Annotated in this window: 15 protein-coding genes, 2 tRNA genes and 1 other RNA gene; 11 read left to right on the top strand and 7 right to left on the bottom strand. The window is 73.4% G+C overall.

The genetic code is table 11. From position 1 onward, the window contains the following. Positions 1–56: 56 nt before the first annotated feature. Together CK505_RS05985 and CK505_RS05980 are read left to right on the top strand one after the other, a co-directional pair. Complete coding sequence (locus tag CK505_RS05985) at positions 57–1,016, top strand: Nif3-like dinuclear metal center hexameric protein (RefSeq protein WP_095650533.1); 960 nt, start codon at positions 57–59, stop codon at positions 1,014–1,016. After that, positions 1,013–1,747 (top strand): zinc ribbon domain-containing protein, encoded by a 735-nt coding sequence (locus tag CK505_RS05980; protein WP_095650532.1) that lies wholly within the window; start codon positions 1,013–1,015, stop codon positions 1,745–1,747. The genes CK505_RS05985 and CK505_RS05980 overlap by 4 nt, the downstream gene beginning before the upstream one ends. 46 nt (positions 1,748–1,793) lie before the next feature. Here the strand turns inward: CK505_RS05980 and rnpB are convergent. Then, positions 1,794–2,187: RNase P RNA component class A (gene rnpB, locus CK505_RS05975), an RNA gene on the bottom strand. 69 nt (positions 2,188–2,256) lie between these two features. Between rnpB and CK505_RS05970 the strand changes: the two genes are divergently transcribed. Further along, a complete protein-coding gene (locus CK505_RS05970; RefSeq protein ID WP_158279215.1) occupies positions 2,257–3,030 on the top strand; it encodes a YaaA family protein in 774 nt (257 codons plus the stop codon). Positions 3,031–3,061: 31 nt separating this feature from the next. Here CK505_RS05970 and def read toward each other — a convergent pair whose 3' ends face one another. From def to orn, 3 genes are all read right to left on the bottom strand, one after another. Further along, a complete protein-coding gene (def, locus tag CK505_RS05965; RefSeq protein ID WP_035929883.1) occupies positions 3,062–3,634 on the bottom strand; it encodes a peptide deformylase in 573 nt (190 codons plus the stop codon). Positions 3,635–3,732: 98 nt separating this feature from the next. Then, positions 3,733–3,806 (bottom strand) — tRNA-His (locus CK505_RS05960). 129 nt (positions 3,807–3,935) lie between these two features. Beyond that, entirely contained in the window at positions 3,936–4,553 is a 618-nt protein-coding gene (gene orn / locus CK505_RS05955) for an oligoribonuclease (RefSeq protein ID WP_095650531.1), read from the bottom strand. Positions 4,554–4,709: 156 nt separating this feature from the next. On the opposite strand from orn, the gene mptB reads away from it, so the two are divergent. The 6 genes from mptB (at position 4,710) to ettA (ending at position 10,557) form a co-directional block, all read left to right on the top strand. Further along, positions 4,710–6,281 (top strand): polyprenol phosphomannose-dependent alpha 1,6 mannosyltransferase MptB, encoded by a 1,572-nt coding sequence (mptB, locus tag CK505_RS05950; RefSeq protein WP_306460800.1) that lies wholly within the window; start codon positions 4,710–4,712, stop codon positions 6,279–6,281. 69 nt (positions 6,282–6,350) lie between these two features. After that, a tRNA-Arg gene (locus tag CK505_RS05945) sits at positions 6,351–6,423 on the top strand. Positions 6,424–7,151: 728 nt separating this feature from the next. Beyond that, on the top strand, positions 7,152–7,382 hold the full coding sequence (locus CK505_RS05940) for a hypothetical protein (RefSeq protein WP_017834571.1): 231 nt from the start codon (positions 7,152–7,154) through the stop codon (positions 7,380–7,382). A 436-nt stretch (positions 7,383–7,818) separates the two neighbouring features. Then, on the top strand, positions 7,819–7,953 hold the full coding sequence (locus tag CK505_RS18820) for a hypothetical protein (protein ID WP_017834572.1): 135 nt from the start codon (positions 7,819–7,821) through the stop codon (positions 7,951–7,953). A 205-nt stretch (positions 7,954–8,158) separates the two neighbouring features. Then, positions 8,159–8,752 carry a single-stranded DNA-binding protein gene (locus CK505_RS05935; protein WP_081615852.1) on the top strand — a complete coding sequence of 198 codons (594 nt, stop codon included), beginning with the start codon at positions 8,159–8,161 and terminating at the stop codon, positions 8,750–8,752. A gap of 122 nt (positions 8,753–8,874) precedes the next feature. Beyond that, a complete protein-coding gene (gene ettA / locus CK505_RS05930) occupies positions 8,875–10,557 on the top strand; it encodes an energy-dependent translational throttle protein EttA (protein ID WP_031283621.1) in 1,683 nt (560 codons plus the stop codon). 102 nt (positions 10,558–10,659) lie between these two features. Here the strand turns inward: ettA and CK505_RS05925 are convergent, their stop codons facing one another. Then, entirely contained in the window at positions 10,660–11,550 is an 891-nt protein-coding gene (locus CK505_RS05925; protein ID WP_017834575.1) for an acyl-CoA thioesterase II, read from the bottom strand. 74 nt (positions 11,551–11,624) lie between these two features. Between CK505_RS05925 and CK505_RS05920 the strand changes: the two genes are divergently transcribed. After that, a complete protein-coding gene (locus CK505_RS05920; protein ID WP_017834576.1) occupies positions 11,625–12,110 on the top strand; it encodes a thioesterase family protein in 486 nt (161 codons plus the stop codon). A 5-nt stretch (positions 12,111–12,115) separates the two neighbouring features. Beyond that, entirely contained in the window at positions 12,116–12,784 is a 669-nt protein-coding gene (locus CK505_RS05915) for a hypothetical protein (RefSeq protein WP_052133108.1), read from the top strand. Between the two features lie 13 nt (positions 12,785–12,797). Here the strand turns inward: CK505_RS05915 and CK505_RS05910 are convergent, their stop codons facing one another. Together CK505_RS05910 and pepN are read right to left on the bottom strand one after the other, a co-directional pair. Beyond that, on the bottom strand, positions 12,798–13,217 hold the full coding sequence (locus tag CK505_RS05910; RefSeq protein WP_081615853.1) for a globin: 420 nt from the start codon (positions 13,215–13,217) through the stop codon (positions 12,798–12,800). A 161-nt stretch (positions 13,218–13,378) separates the two neighbouring features. Further along, positions 13,379–15,946 (bottom strand): aminopeptidase N, encoded by a 2,568-nt coding sequence (gene pepN, locus CK505_RS05905; RefSeq protein ID WP_095650530.1) that lies wholly within the window; start codon positions 15,944–15,946, stop codon positions 13,379–13,381. Between the last annotated feature and the right edge of the window lie 70 nt (positions 15,947–16,016).

The raw sequence follows: 16,016 nt of genomic DNA, 5'->3' as shown, positions 1-16,016 counted from the left end.
GCGCCTCCGCGCCCGCCTCGGCGGCCGGCGCGGAACGGGCTCCTAGACTGGGGCGCATGAGCGAGCAGAGCACGTCCCCGCCCCGGCCCGCCCCCACCCTGTCGGAGGTGCTCGAGACCGTCGAGCAGCTGTGGCCGATGCACCTGCAGGAGCCCTGGGACGCCAGCGGGCTCGTCACCGGCCGCCCCGACCAGCCCGTGCGCCGGATCCTGTTCGCCGTGGACCCCGTGGCCGGGGTCGTCGCCGAGGCCGTGTCCACCGGCGCCGACCTGCTGGTCACCCACCACCCCCTGCTCCTGCGTGGCGTGACGTCCGTGGCCGCCGACGGCTTCAAGGGCGCCGTGGTGCACGAGCTCATCGAGCACCGGTGCGCCCTGCTCGCCTGCCACACCAACGCGGACTCCGCCCCGGACGGCGTCTCGGACGCCGTGGCACGGGCCGCCGGACTCACGACGACGACGCCCCTCGCGCCGCACCCCGCCGACCCGGCCGTGGGCATCGGGCGCGTGGGGGACCTGGCGCGGCCCGTGCGCCTGCGGGAGCTGGCCCGGCGCCTCGCCGACGCCGTGCCGCCCACCGCCCACGGGGTCCGGGTGGCCGGGGACCCCGACGCCCTCGTCCGGCGTGTCGCCGTGTGCGGGGGAGCCGGGGACTCGCTCTTCGACGCGGTGCGGTCCTCCGGGGCCGACGTCTACGTGACCGCGGACCTGCGCCACCACCCGGCGTCCGAGGCGCGCGAGGCCGCACTGGGCCCCGGCGCCGGCGGCACCCCGTACCTCGTGGACCTCTCCCACTTCGCGAGCGAGTGGCTGTGGCTGCCCGTGGGCGCCGCCGCGCTGCGGGAGGCGCTCGCGGCGCGCGGCCACGACGTCCAGGTCGACGTCTCCGAGCGGTGCTCCGACCCGTGGGACTTCCGCCTCGACCACCCCGGCCACGACGGGTCCGACCCCGTCCGGTCCGGCCACGACCGTTCCGCCCCCGACCCCGCCGCACCGACCGCAGGAGGACCCGCATGAGCACCGCCACGCCCGAGCAGCAACGAGCCCTGCTGGAGCTCGAGCGGGTGGACGCCCGGCTGCGCCGGATCGCCGCCCGGATCGCGGAGCTGCAGACCGACCCCGAGGTCGCCGCCGCGCTGCAGCTCCGGGCCCGGGCGATCGCCACCGCCAAGGAGCTCGGGGCCGCCGAGCAGGACGTCCGGGACCGGCTGGCCGCCGCCGAGCAGAAGGTCGCCCGTGTCCAGGCCTCGATCGAGAAGGACCGCCGGCGCCTCGAGCAGGGCGGCTCCGCCAAGGACCTCATGGGCCTGCAGCACGAGATCGACACCCGCACCCGGCAGCTGGCAGAGGCGGAGGAGGCGGAGCTGGAGGTCATGCAGGAGCTCGAGGACGCCGTGGCGCACCGGGCCCGGATCACGCCGCGGCTCAAGGAGGCCGACACGGAGGCCCGGCGCCGGGTCGAGGCCCGGGACGCGGAGGGCCGCGCCCTGACGGCCGAGCGGGACGAGCTGGCCCGCACGCGCCCCGCCGCCGCGGAGGGCGTGGGGCACCCCGGGCTGCTCGCACGGTACGAGAAGATCCGGACCGGGCGCGGCACCGACCGTCCGGCGGCCGCGGAGCTGCGGGGCACCGCGTGCGGGTCCTGCGGCACGGCGCTCAGCCCCACGGACGCCGCGACGTTCCGGGCTGCGGCCCCGGACGAGGTGCTCACGTGCCCCGAGTGCGGGGTTCTGCTCGTCCGCTCCTGAGGTTTCACGGTGCCGCTCGAGCCCGGAGCGCGCGGTGCGGGGGCGGGGGACAGGCCGGCCTGTAAGCCGGGTTCTGTGCGCACGGCCGGTCGCCCGTGCCGTGCCGGTGACCATCCATCTAGGCCCACCGTTGCCGGTGGGCTCGAGCGGCCTACCCGGGTGCTCGGGCGAGCAGCCCTCGGGCGCACCCTGTCTGGCCTTGCTCCGGATGGGGTTTACCGAGCCGCGCCGGTCACCCGGCGCGCTGGTGGTCTCTTACACCACCTTTTCACCCTGACCCGCCGCCCGGACGGACCGGGGACGGGCGGTCTGTTCTCTGTGGCACTTTCCTGCGGGTCTCCCCGAGTGGGCGTTGCCCACCATCCTGCTCTGCGGAGCCCGGACTTTCCTCGCGCCGCGACAGCCGGAGCTGCGCGGCCCGCGGTCACCCGGCCGACCTGTCCGAGGCCCATCCTACCCGCCGGTCCGGGGCGCCCGGACCGGCCCGCGGGGTCACTAGACTGCTGCGAGTGCTGATCCTCCTCCCGCCCTCCGAGACCAAGACCGCCCCCGGCGCCGGCGCCCCCGTGGACCCCGCCGTCCTGTCCTTCCCCGAGCTCACGGCCGCCCGGGAGCAGGTGCTCGCCGAGCTTGCCGCGACGAGCGCCCGCGAGGACGCGCTCGAGGTGCTGGGCGTGGGGGAGCGGCTGCGCGGCGAGGTCGAGCGCAACACCCGGCTGGGCGCCGAGCCGGCCGCACCGGCCCTGAGCGTCTACACCGGGGTGCTCTACGACGCCCTCGACCCGGCCGGGATGACCGGGGCGCAGCGGACCGCCGCGGCGGCCTCCCTCGTCGTCGTCTCGGCGCTGTGGGGCGCGGTGCGCCCCGACGACCGGATCCCGGCCTACCGCCTGTCCATGGGTGCCGAGCTGCCGGGGCTCGGCAGGCTCGCGGCGCACTGGAAGCACCACCTGCCCGCGGTGCTGGAGCCGGCGGCCGGGGACGGGCTCGTCGTGGACTGCCGGTCGGCCGCCTACGCGGCGGCGTGGCGCGGTCCCCGGGCCCGGACGGTGGGGGTGAAAGCGGTGCGGGAGCGGAACGGGAGGCGCCAGGTCGTCTCGCACATGGCCAAGCACACCCGCGGCCTGCTGGCCCGGCACCTCGTCGAGCGCGCCGCCGCCGGCGAACGCCTGGAGACGCCGCTGGACCTGCTCTCGGCGGCGCAGGAGCGCTGGCGGGCCGAGCTGACGGAGCCCACGGCCCGGTCGGCGGGCGAGCTCGTCGTCGTGCTGACGGAGGACTGAGCGGGCGCGCCGGGGCCGGTGCGCGGACGGATCAGTGGCCGAACGGGTCCTCGTCGACGCCAGGGGTCCAGGTGTGGCCGCCGCGGCCCCAGCCCTCGGCCTTGACCGCCTTCCGGGCCTTGCGGGACCACTTGTCGTTGAGCCGGTCCACGTAGAGCTTGCCGTCCAGGTGGTCGTACTCGTGCTGCATGACGCGGGCGAACCACCCGGTGGCCTCGAAGTCGACCGGACGGCCCTCCACGTCGAAGCCGGCGACCCGGACCCAGTCCGCCCGCTTCAGCGGCCAGCTGTAGCCGGGCACGGACAGGCAGCCCTCGGACTCCTCGTCCGGGTCCGGCGCCTCCTGGGATATCTTCCCCGGCGTCAGCACGGGGTTGACGAGGACGCCGCGCGGCGCCACGTCGTCGTCGTTCTGGAACGTGTAGGTGAAGATCCGCAGCCCCACGCCGATCTGCGGGGCGGCGAGCCCCACGCCGTGGGCGGCGTCCATGGTCTCGTACATGTCCGCCACGAGGGCGTGCAGGTCCTCGTCGAACTGCGCCACCTTGGCGGCGGGGCGGTGGAGGACGGGATCGCCGGTGATCACCACGGGACGGACGGCCATGACGCACTTCCTTCGACTTGCCGGGGCCTGCGCCCCTTCGAACCGGTTCGGGAACGACGAAAGGCCGCCCCGAGTCAACGGGACGGCCTTTCACAGTGGGTGAGCGACGGGGGTTGAACCCGCGACCTCCTGGACCACAACCAGGCGCTCTGCCGAACTGAGCTACGCCCACCATGAACGCCCGCCGGAAGACCTGCTTCCGCTGGGCAACGCATACGAGTGTACCGCATTCCCGGAGGGCTCCGGACCACGCCGGGACCCCCGCCCGTCCGGGCCGGGGTCCCGGCGCCGGACGGGGGACTCAGGCGCCCGTGCGGGACGCGGCGATCTCCGCGGCGATGCCCTTCGCGGTCACCGAGTCCGGCCCCGGCTCGGCGGCGAACACGGCGCGGCGGTAGTACCGCAGCTCGTCGATCGAGTCCCGGATGTCGCCCAGGGCCCGGTGGTTGCCGGTCTTCGGCGGGGCCTGGAAGTAGGCGCGCGGGAACCACCGGCGGGAGAGCTCCTTGATGGTGGAGACGTCGATCACGCGGTAGTGCAGGTGCGCCACGAGCTCCGGCATGTCGCGCACCAGGAACGTGCGGTCCGTGCCCACCGAGTTCCCGCCCAGCGGGGCCTTGCCGGGCTCGGGCACCCACTCCTTGATGTAGGCGAGGACCTGCTCCTGCGCCTGCTCCATCGTCAGACCGGAGGGGAGCTCGTCGAGCAGCTTGGAGGAGGTGTGCATGTTCCGCACGAAGTCCCCCATCTGCGCCAGCGCCGCCTCGTCCGGGCGGATCACGACGTCGACGCCCTCCCCGAGGACGTTGAGCTCGTCGTCGGTGACGAGCGCCGCGACCTCGATCAGGGCGTCGTCCTCGATGGACAGCCCCGTCATCTCGCAGTCGATCCACACAATGCGTCCGTTCGAATTAGCCACCCGGACAATCTACCGTGCCGCCCCGACGCCGCCGGTCGCCGCCGGGACCGGTCGGGGACTCCCCGAGGAGCCGGGGATAGGATCGGGGCGACCACGGGTCCGTGCTGCGCCCAGCCGGGGCGCCCGCAGCCACCGGACGGGCGCATCGGGAGAGCAGTGCAGACCACTTCGACGACGCCGGCGCCGGGCGAGGGACCCGACGGCGTCCGGCCGCCGGCGGATCCCGGGAGCTCGTGGTACGACTCCGACTCCCTCCTGCGGACGGTGCTCATGGGCACGCTCGGGTCGCTCATGCTCCTGGTCGGCTCCCTGGGCGTCGGCTGGCTCGCCTCCGTCTCCCCGCTGCGGCAGGCGCCGGTCATCATCGGCATGCGCTTCACGACTACCGGGGTGATCGTCTCCATCCTCCTGCTCGCCGTGGGCGGGATGCTCCTGATCCGTGAGTGGCTGCGCCTGGGGCAGAAGCTCAACACGTGGGGACCCGGCAGCGGCCGGTGGGTGCTCATCGCCATCGCGGCGTGGGCCGCCCCCATGCTCGTGACGATCCCCCTGTTCAGCCGGGACGTGTACTCCTACATCGGCCAGGGCCGGGTGATGGCCAGCGGGCTGAACCCCTACGAGCACGGCGTCTCCACGATCGACAACTTCTTCCAGCTCGGGGCCGACCAGATGTGGTCGGAGTCCCCGCCGCCCTACGGGCCGCTCTTCCTGTGGCTCGAGCAGTTCGTGGTGGCCGTCACCGGCGCGGACCCGGACGCCGGGGTGCTCTGGTTCCGGGGGATGTGCGTGCTCGCCGTGATCGCCTGCATGTGGCTGGTCCCGCGGCTCGCGCGGCTGCACGGCATCAACCCGGCCCGGGCCCTGTGGCTCAGCGTGGCGAACCCCCTGTTCCTCACGAACTTCATCGTCTCCGTGCACAACGACGCCATCATGATCGCCCTCGCCCTCGGCGGCACCTACGCCGCCGCGGTGCACCGCAACTGGAAGGGCGGTCTGCTCGGGACCACGCTCGTCACGCTGTCCGTGGCGATCAAGCCCATCACCCTCGTCTTCCTGCCCTTCATCGGCCTGCTGTGGGCGGGCCGGAACGCGTCGTGGACCCGCCGCTTCGTCATCTGGTTCCTGGTCCTCGTCTACGCGGTCGCCCTGCTCGGGCTGATGGGTCTGCTCAACGGCTTCGGCTTCGGCTGGGTCTCCGCCATGTCCACCCCCGGCTCCGTGTCCATCTGGTACGCCCCGGTGGGTCTCGCCGGCGTGCTCGCCACCACCCTGGCCGCGGCCGTGGGCGCCGACGCGGGCCAGTGGCGGGAGGTGGTCCACACGGCGGGCCAGGCCCTCGCGGTGCCCGTCATCCTCTGGCTGATGTTCGTGGGCCGGGACGAGCGGATCATCCGCCGGCTGACCTGGGCGTTCGCCGCGATCGTGCTGTTCTCCCCGATGATCCAGGCCTGGTACGTGGTGTGGCTCATCCCGCTGTTCGCGGTCACGGGCATCCGCAGCGACTGGCAGGTCGACATCCTGTTCTTCCTCACCGTCTTCTTCATGATCTACGCGGTCTCCGACCAGCTGGACGTCTTCCCGTACCTGGACCTCGACCTCAGCTCCGGCCGGCTGATCGCGGCGGTCGTCGCCCTCTCCTACGGCGTGTACCTGTGGTTCATCGACCCGGCGACCCGGCGGCTCTTCCGCGGCCGCTACCAGCCCCCGGTGCAGAGCGCCGTGATCTGAGGAGCCGGTGTGGCCCCCGCGAGTTGATAAACTCGACCGCGGTGCCCGGGACGCGGTCCCGGGCGGCACGCCCCAGTAGCTCAGTGGATAGAGCAGGAGCCTTCTAATCTCTTGGTCGGGGGTTCGACTCCCTCCTGGGGCACACTCGCGATCCCCGCCATTCCGGCCCTCACGGCTCAGGGTGGCGGGGATCTCGTCGTCTCCGACGCCAGATCCGACGGCAGATCCGACGGCACGTCGTGCTGCGGTGCCCGGCGGGACCTCTCCGGTGGCGAGACGCACGGCCCTTGCGGGCAGGGCCGGCGGACCGGATGAGCGTGCCGGCGCCCGTTCGGTGGACCGGTACCTCCGAGCGGAGCGGAGGCGGGGTAGGCTGTGCGGTGGGCACGCAGATCTCGCCGTCTGTGTGTCCGCGGCTCGCTCGGTCTTACTGGACCGGGCGGGCCATCTTTCGTCGGTGGCGGAGCCGGCAGGTGCTGAGCGGCGTCCCGGCAGGCGCCCGGAGCCGGAGCACTTTCCCGCCACACCCCGGACGACCGGCCCACCTGCGGCCCTCGGCGGGCACGGCCCGGCCGTCCCCCTCCCAGGCAGTCCTGCCGGTGCCTCTCCCCGAGCTACAACCCGCTCTGGATTGTTTGCGGTCGCGAAAGTGTGGACAAGCACCACCCTGTGAATTCGCATACGTTAAGTAGCACATCGAGGGGTGCAGTGATCCGGCCACCTGAGCTCCGCGCCAGGACGGACGAGGAGCCGGAGCAGCACCTCCGCGACGACCCCGGCGGCAGCCCGCCGGGACGGCCGCAGTTCCCGGACGGGGTGCCCGGGGCGGCCGCGGACCACGCGTCCGGATCCGATTCAGGGGGAGGAACCATGAGCGTCACCATCATCAGGCAGTGGACCGGCCGGGGGGCCCGTTACTACCACTACGACACGGTGGAGGAGGCCACGGAGGACACCCGTGACTTCATCGTCCGCAACGTCGGCCCGGACATCGATCCGCAGCAGCTGGAGGCGATCACCCGGGGCGTCGTCGCGCTGCACTGCATGCACCTCGACTTCCGGGAGGACTGCATCGTGGTCGAGCCGGGGCACGCCGCCTAGTCGAACGGAACGCACGGGGGCCGGCGGCGAACCGGGCACGGCGCCGTTGCGCCGTGCCCGGGAGACTGCGGGGGTCGTCGCACGCGAGGCCGACCGCCGCCTCCCGTCCGGGCGCCCGCACTGCACCGGCACCGGCCTGCCGTGGCGAGATCGCGGCCGACGCCCGTGGCTGACGTCCGCGGTCGACGCCCCGCCGCGCGGAGCGACGGCTCCGAGGGGCGGGGCGACGGCTCCGCGCAGCGGGGCGACGCGCGGGGACGGGGTAGGCGCGGCGCCCGCTCCGGCGGTCCGGGCGCCGTGCCGGCCCCGAAAACCGGGCCGCGGTGCATCCACAGGAGCCCCTGGGCCGGTAGTAGGGGTGAGGACACCCGCGCAGGATGTCGTCCGGCAGGCCGTCACCTGTCAGGCCACTGCAACGAACATCGAGGTGAGTCCGATGGCCCGGATCCGACTCTGCCAGTGCGGCGCCCCACCGCTCTACGGCCCGTGGTGCTGGGCATGCTCCCACGAGCAGGAGCGGCACCGGGAGCCCCTCGCCGTCATCGCCTGGAACGCCGTCGACATCGACTGACGGGCGCTCGCGGACCGTGAGCCGGTCTCACGCTGGTCGCCCGGCGGTCGCACTGCACAGCGCGTGGTCCCGGAACCCGAGGAGCGCGGCCGTCCACAACCGGGGCCCGCCCGCCGCGGCGGCACCGGCTCCGGCAGGACGCTGGGTGCACCCCGCCACCGGGGCCAGCACCGGCCGCACCGGCCGCCGTCCAGAGGAGTTCCCGATGACCGAGCAGATCACCGTCCGCGGCTACGTGGCCACGGATCCCGAGTCCCGCAGCCTGCCCGACGGCACCGTGGTGGTGACCTTCCGCCTCGCCTCCACCCCGCGCTGGTTCGACCAGCAGGCCGGTGCGTGGCGGGACGGGCACACCAACTGGTTCTCCGTCCAGGCGTTCCGTTCGCTGGGGCTCAACGCGCTGGCCAGCATCAAGAAGGGCCAGCCCGTGGTGGTGGTCGGCAAGCTCAAGGTCCGGTTCTGGGAGGGCGAGCACGGGCGCAACACGGCCGTGGACGTGGACGCGGTGTCCCTGGGGCACGACCTCGCCCTCGGCACGGCCTGCTTCCAGCGCACCGTGAGCTCCTCGCCGCCCGCCGAGCAGACGGGGGAGCGGCCCGCCGGACAGACCGAGGACGCGGCGGCGACCGGGGCCGCGGACGCCCCGGCGGCCCCGGACGGGGACCCGTCGGAGTCGAGCGGCGACCTCGACGGCGGGGCCCCCGTGCTCCCGGAGGGCGTCGACCCGGAGACCGGTGAGCTCCTCGGGGCCGCTGCCGGGCCGGGACGGCGCCCGCGCCGCCAGCCCGCCACCGCCTGAGCTTCCCGGGCGGAGCCGTCCCGGCGCGGGGACGGAGCGGGGGCTGCGGCGCCCCAGCCCCCGGTCCGTCCCCGCCCGGTGGCCGCCCCTCGGCCTCCGCCGGGCGGGGTAGCCTTGAGGGCATGGCGGAATTCATCTACACAATGTCCAAGGCCCGCAAGACCGTGGGCGACAAAGTCATCCTGGACGACGTCACCATGTCGTTCTACCCCGGCGCGAAGATCGGCGTCGTGGGACCCAACGGGGCCGGCAAGTCCACCATCCTCAAGATCATGGCCGGCCTCGACCAGCCGTCCAACGGCGAGGCCCGGCTCAGCCCCGGCTACACCGTCGGCATCCTGCTCCAGGAGCCGCCGCTGAACGAGGAGAAGACCGTCCTGGGCAACGTCGAGGAGGGCGTGGGCGAGATCAAGGCGAAGGTCGACCGCTTCAACGCGATCTCCGAGGAGATGGCCCAGCCGGACGCGGACTTCGACTCCCTCATGGAGGAGATGGGCAAGCTCCAGGAGGACATCGACGCCGCCAACGCCTGGGACCTCGACTCCCAGCTGGAGCAGGCGATGGACGCCCTGCGCTGCCCGCCGCCGGACGCCGACGTCACGGTCCTCTCCGGTGGTGAGCGCCGCCGCGTGGCCCTGTGCAAGCTGCTGCTGCAGAAGCCGGACCTCCTGCTGCTCGACGAGCCCACCAACCACCTCGACGCCGAGTCCGTGCTGTGGCTGGAGCAGCACCTGAAGGACTACCACGGCGCCGTCATGGCCGTGACCCACGACCGGTACTTCCTCGACCACGTGGCCGAGTGGATCTGCGAGGTCGACCGCGGCCGGCTGTACGGCTACGAGGGCAACTACTCGGCCTACCTCGAGACCAAGCGCGCCCGCATGGAGGTGCAGGGCAAGAAGGACGCCAAGCAGGCCAAGCGGCTGGCCGACGAGCTCGAGTGGGTGCGCTCCAACGCCAAGGGCCGCCAGGCGAAGTCGAAGGCCCGCCTGGCCCGCTACGAGGAGATGGCCGCCGAGGCCGAGAAGACCCGCAAGCTGGACTTCGAGGAGATCCAGATCCCGCCGGGACCCCGCCTGGGCAACCTCGTGATCGAGGCGAAGGACCTGCAGAAGGGCTTCGGGGACCGCTCCCTCATCAAGGGCCTGTCCTTCTCCCTGCCGCGCAACGGCATCGTGGGCGTCATCGGCCCCAACGGCGTCGGCAAGTCGACGCTGTTCAAGACCATCGTCGGCATGGAGGAGCTGGACGGCGGGGAGCTGAAGATCGGCGACTCCGTCAAGATCTCCTACGTGGACCAGAACCGCGCGAACCTCGACGCCAGCAAGTCGCTGTGGGAGGTCGTCTCGGACGGCCTGGACTACATCAACGTCGGCAACGTCGAGATGCCCTCGCGCGCCTACGTCTCCGCGTTCGGCTTCAAGGGCCCCGACCAGCAGAAGAAGGCCGGGGTGCTCTCGGGCGGGGAGCGCAACCGGCTGAACCTGGCCATGACCCTCAAGCAGGGCGGCAACCTGCTGCTCCTGGACGAGCCCACCAACGACCTCGACGTCGAGACCCTCGGCTCCCTGGAGAACGCGCTGCTGGAGTTCCCGGGCTGCGCCGTGGTCGTCTCCCACGACCGGTGGTTCCTCGACCGGGTCGCCACCCACATCCTCGCGTGGGAGGGCACCGAGGACGAGCCGGACCAGTGGTACTGGTTCGAGGGCAACTTCGAGTCGTACGAGGCCAACAAGGTGGAGCGCCTCGGCGCCGACGCCGCGCGGCCGCACCGCGTCACCCACCGCCGCCTCACCCGCGACTGACGCAGGGCCGGGCCCGGAGCCCGTGCCGCCGGAGGGGCCCGCCGGGCGGGAAGGAGCAGCTCCTTCCCGCCCGGCGGACCCCTCCGGCGTGCTCCGGTGCGGTCAGGAGAACTCCGGGAAGCGCATCATGCCCTCCTGGGCGGTCGTGGCGACGAGCCGGCCGTCCCGGGAGAACATCCGGCCCACCCCGAGGCCGCGGGCCGAGGAGGCGTTGGGGGAGGACTGCACGTAGAGCAGCCACTCGTCCGCGCGGGTCTCCCGGTGCCACCACATCGCGTGGTCGAGGGAGGCGATGTTCATGCCGGGCTCGATCCACGTCCTGCCGTGCAGGCGCAGGATGGGCTCGAGCAGCGTGTAGTCGCTCGCGTAGGCGAGCGCGGCGCGGTGGATGTTCGGGTCGTCCGGCAGCGGCTTGAGGGTCTTGATCCACACCGCGTTGAACGGCTCTCCCCGGGAGTCCGGCTTGAAGTAGATCGGCTCCGTGATGTACCGCATGTCGAAGGGCCGCTCGTGCGCGATCGCCTGCGCCTCGGGGGCGTCGACGTGGCCCAGCAGCTCCACGGCGCTGGGCAGGGACTCCGGCTCGGGCAGGTTCCGGGGGGACTCGTCCTGGTGGTCCAGGCCCCGGGCCGGGACCTGGAAGGACGCGATGGCCGAGAGGATGGCGCGCCCGTCCTGGTAGGCGTGCACGCGGCGGGCGGAGAAGGACCGCCCGTCCCGGATCCGCTCCACGCCGAAGGTGATCGGCTGGGACACGTCCCCGGCGCGCAGGAAGTACGCGTGCATCGAGTGGATGATCCGCTCCGGCTCCACGGTGCGCATGGCGGCGGTCGCGGCCTGCGCCAGGACCTGCCCGCCGTAGACCCGGCCGCGTGCGGGGGAGATGGAGTGGCCCACGTAGATGTCCTCGAGCGTGCGCGCGCCACCCCCGTCCGCGAGGTCGAGCATGTCGAGCAGGGCCTGCGTGGGGTCCGGGATCGGGCTGTAGGTCATGGCCTTCACTCTAGCCAAGCCGCCGGTCGCGCCGGGGCGCGTCCGACGCGCACGGGTGTGATGGGATGGGGGGCATGTCTTCGCTGCTGATCCCCATCCAGATGCGCTTCGGCGACATCGACAGCTACGGCCACGTCAACAACGTCACCATGCTCCAGTACCTCGAGGACGCCCGGGTCCGGCTCATGGCCCGTCCGCTGCCCGAGGACGCCGCCGCCGGGGTGCCGGAGGGCGCGACGTTCCGCACCCTGCTGGGGGACCTGATGACCGTGATCGGCCGGCAGGAGGTCGAGTACACGCAGCAGCTGCTGTACCGCGACGACCCGGTGTCCGTGCGGGTGTGGGTCTCCTCCGTGGGCGGGTCGAGCTTCGTGCTGGACTACGCGGTCCAGGAGGAGGACGGTTCGCGCGTCTACGCCGTGGCCCAGACGGTCGTCGTCGTGATCGACCGCTCCTCCGGACGGCCGGTGCGCCTCGACGACACGCAGCGGGGCCTGCTCGAGCAGTGGCAGGACGCCCCGACCCGCTTCGCCCGCCGGCCCGCGCCGGCGGAGGCCTGAGCCCCGTGGGCCGGTCCCTTCCCCTGACGGACCCGCGGGACGTCGCCGACCTGCGGACGTACCTGTCCCGGGCCCGCGGGGTGGACCCGCAGGGCGCGGTGCGCTTCCAGGCGCGCGGGCGGGCCCTCGGCGCCTACGTGTGCGTGCTCGAGCCCCACGGCCTGCTCGACACCACGCCCACGGTCCTGGGCCTGCGCACCGCCGCGCTGGCCGGGGAGCAGGCCCTGGACGTCACCGTCCCGCTCGGCGGGGTCCTCGACCGGATGCCGCGCCAGGACCAGGACGCCACGGACGTGGGCCTGCCCCCCGTGGACGCGAACGTCTCGTGGGCGGGCATCGCCCCGCCCCTGGGCGGGTGGACCCCGGTGGGCTCCGTCGCCGGGGACGCGCTGCGCGAGGTCGCCCGGGCCGGGATCGCCGAGGTCGCCCGGGCGGTGCCCACGGACGCGGGCGCCGCCGTCGTGGACACCGTGCGCTCGCAGGTCTGGGGCCGGTCGTCCGGGTGGGCGGAGCCCCTCGCGGGGCGGCTGACCGGGGCGCCGCTGCCGGACGGCGCGGCGTTCGCCGCGTACTCCCTCGGCTTCCTGCGCCCGGGCGCGGAGGTCGCCGTCGCGGAGAACGGCCGCTGGGTGCGCCTGAGCACCCCCGGCGGGCACGTCCTGGCCAAGCGCTGAGACTCCCGGGGGATCAGCCGGGACGGTTGATCATGGCGTGGGCGGCGCGGTCGAAGTAGTCCCAGATGATCCCGTCGTGCAGCGGGGAGAGCTCCAGGGTGTCCAGGGCCGCGCGCATGTGCGTCAGCCACGTCTCGCGCGCCCACGTGTCCACGGGGAACGGCATGTGCCGCATCCGCAGCCGCGGGTGCCCGCGCTGCTCCGAGTAGGTGGTCGGCCCGCCCCAGTACTGCTCGAGGAACATCCGCAGCCGCTCCTCGGCGGGGCCGAGGTCGTCCTCCGGGTAGAGCGCCCGGAACCGCTCGTCCTCGGCCACCCGGGCGTAGAACTCGTGCACGAGCTTCACGAACGTCTCGTGCCCGCCCACCTGGTCGTAGAACGACGACGCCGTGCCGGCCTCGGCCTGCTCCCGCTCGTCGCCGACCTGCGGCACGGGGCGGCGCAGCTGGGACAGGGGCGCCCCGACCGCGAAGGAGCGCGCCCCGGGCGGGGCCGCCGCGGCGGGGTCGGTGCGCGGGTCCTGGCCGGCCGGGGGCGTCGAGCCGGGCCCCCCGGGTCCGTGCCCGGCCGGACCGGGGCGCTGCTGCTCGTCGCTCATGCGCGCACCACCTCGTAGGCGGCGTCCACGGCCTGCGCCCGGACCGCGCGGGCCGTCGCGTCGCGCTGCTCGAGGACCAGCCGGCGGAGCCCGTGCAGGTCCTCGGGCAGGTCCGCGAGGAAGGCGTCCGCGGCGTCGACCGTCTCCTGGGCGGGGATGTTCGGGTACATGCCGATCGCGATCTGCTGGGCCAGCTCATGGGTCCGGGTGCGCCACACGCCGGGGATCGCCGCGAAGTACTCCTCGGCCCAGGGCGCCAGCAGGGAGGTGTCGGCGGCCGTGCGGAAGCCGTCGATCGCCGCGTCCTGGATGGAGTTGGGCAGCGACCCGTCCACCATGATCTGCTGCCACGCCCGGGCCTTGGCCTCGGCCGTGGGGATGGCGGCCCGGGCGCGGGCGGCCGCGATCGCGCCGTTCTCGGTGTTGTCCTGCGCGAGCATCGCGTCCACCTCCGCGTCGCCGGCACGCCCGCCGGCGCACAGCGCGGTGAGCAGGCTCCAGCGCAGGTCGGTGTCCAGTGCCAGGCCCTCCAGGGTGCGCCGCCCGTCGAGGAGCTGCTCGAGGACGTCCAGCTGCTCGTCGGTGCGGGCGTGCCGGGCGAAGGCCCGGAGGAACTGCAGCTGCTGGTCGGAGCCGGGCGCCGCCTCCTCGGTGAGCCGGCGGAGCCGGTCGGCGGCGGCGCGCACGGTGGCCCCGCGCACGGGCTCGGCCACGTAGCCGTCCAGCACGGTGTCCAGCTGGCGCAGCTGCACCTGGATGCCGGTCGAGGACGTCTCGTGGGCGATGTTGCCGAGCACGAGCTCCACGTAGCGGCGGGCGGGCGTCTCGCCGTCGTGCACGCCGTCCCACACGGACGCCTGGACGAGGGCGCGCGGGAGCGTGTCCTCGAAGTTCTTCAGGTGGGTCAGGGCGGTGTCCAGGGAGCACTCGTCGAGGCGGATCTTCGCGTAGGCGAGGTCGTCGTCGTTGAGCAGCACGAGGTCCGGCAGCTCCCGGCCCACCAGCTGCGGCACCTCCGTGGACGGGCCGTCGACGTCGAGCTCGACCCGGTGCGTGCGCACGAGCTTGCCCTGCTCCCCGTCGTGGTCGTAGAAGCCCACGGCCAGGCGGTGCGGGCGCAGCGTGGGGTGCTCGTCGGGGGCGGTCTGCCGGATCCGGAAGGAGCGGATGATCCCGTCCTGGTCGGTCTCGAGCTCCGGGGTCAGCGTGTTCACCCCGGCGGTCTCGAGCCACTTCGCGGCCCACTCGTCGAGGTCCCGGCCGCTGGCCTCCTCGAGCCGGACCATGAGGTCGCGCAGCTCGGTGTTGCCCCACGCGTGCTCCCGGAAGTACCGGTTCAGCCCGGCCATGAACTGCGCCTGGCCCACCCAGGCCACCAGCTGCTTGAGCACCGAGGCGCCCTTGGCGTAGGTGATGCCGTCGAAGTTCACCAGCACGTCCTCGAGGTCCCGGATCTCGGCCTTGATGGGGTGGGTGGTGGGCAGCTGGTCCTGCTCGTAGCCCCAGGACTTCTCCCCGGCGGCGAACGTGGTCCACGCCTCCGTGTACCGGGTGTTCTCCGCCGCGGCGAGGGTGGACATGAACTCGGCGAAGGACTCGTTGAGCCACAGGTCGTTCCACCAGCGCATGGTCACGAAGTCCCCGAACCACATGTGGGCCAGCTCGTGCAGGACCGTGATGGCCCGCCGCTCCACCCGGGCCTGCGTGGGCCGGGAGCGGAAGACGTAGAGCTCCACGAAGGTCACCGCGCCGGCGTTCTCCATGGCCCCGGCGTTGAACTGCGGGACGAACAGCTGGTCGTACTTCTCGAACGGGTAGGGCACCCCGAACTGCGCCTCGAAGAACTCGAAGCCGCGCTTGGTGATGCCGAACATCTCCTCCGCCTCGACGTGCTCCACGAGCGAGCGGCGGGCGTACAGGCCCAGGGGGATCGTGCGGCCGTCGGCGCTGGTGAGCTCGTCGTACACGGACGCGTACGGGCCGGCGATCAGCGCCGTGACGTAGCAGGGGACCACCGGGGTGGGGGTGAAGGACCACGTGGCGGCGCCCTCGCCGGCGGCGACGGGCTCCGGGGTGGGCTGGGTCGAGACGACCGTCCAGTGCGCGGGGGCCGTGACCGTGAACGCGAAGCGCGCCTTGAGGTCCGGCTGCTCGAACACGGCGAACACGCGCCGGGTGTCCGCCACCTCGAACTGGGTGTAGAGGTAGACCTCGTCGTCGACCGGGTCCACGAACCGGTGCAGGCCCTCGCCGGTGTTCATGTACCGGCAGTCCGACTCGACCGTGAGCACGTTGTCCGCGGCGAGCCCGGGCAGCTGGATCCGCACGCCGTCCGAGACCTCGGCGGGATCGAGCTCGGTGCCGTTGAGCACCACGGAGTGCACCGCGTCGGTGATCGCGTCGATGAACGTCGAGGCGCCCGGGGTCGCCCGGAAGCGCACGGTGGTCGTGGAGCGGAAGACGCGCTCGCCGCGGGTCAGGTCGAGGACCACCTCGTAGGCGTCCACCGCCACGGTCTCGGCCCGCGCGGCCGCCTCCTGGCGGGTCAGGTTGGTTCCGGGCACTTCAGTGCCGTCCTCTCGTCGGGGTCGGGGTCGGGGTCGGGTCGGGATGGCTCGGGATCGGGGCGTCCGC

Origin of the sequence: Kocuria sp. WN036 (assembly GCF_002287015.1) — a bacterium.
In the GTDB taxonomy this organism is placed as follows: domain Bacteria; phylum Actinomycetota; class Actinomycetes; order Actinomycetales; family Micrococcaceae; genus Kocuria; species Kocuria rosea.
Note: the sequence above shows the minus strand (reverse complement) of the source record. Positions and strands in the feature narration are given on the sequence as shown.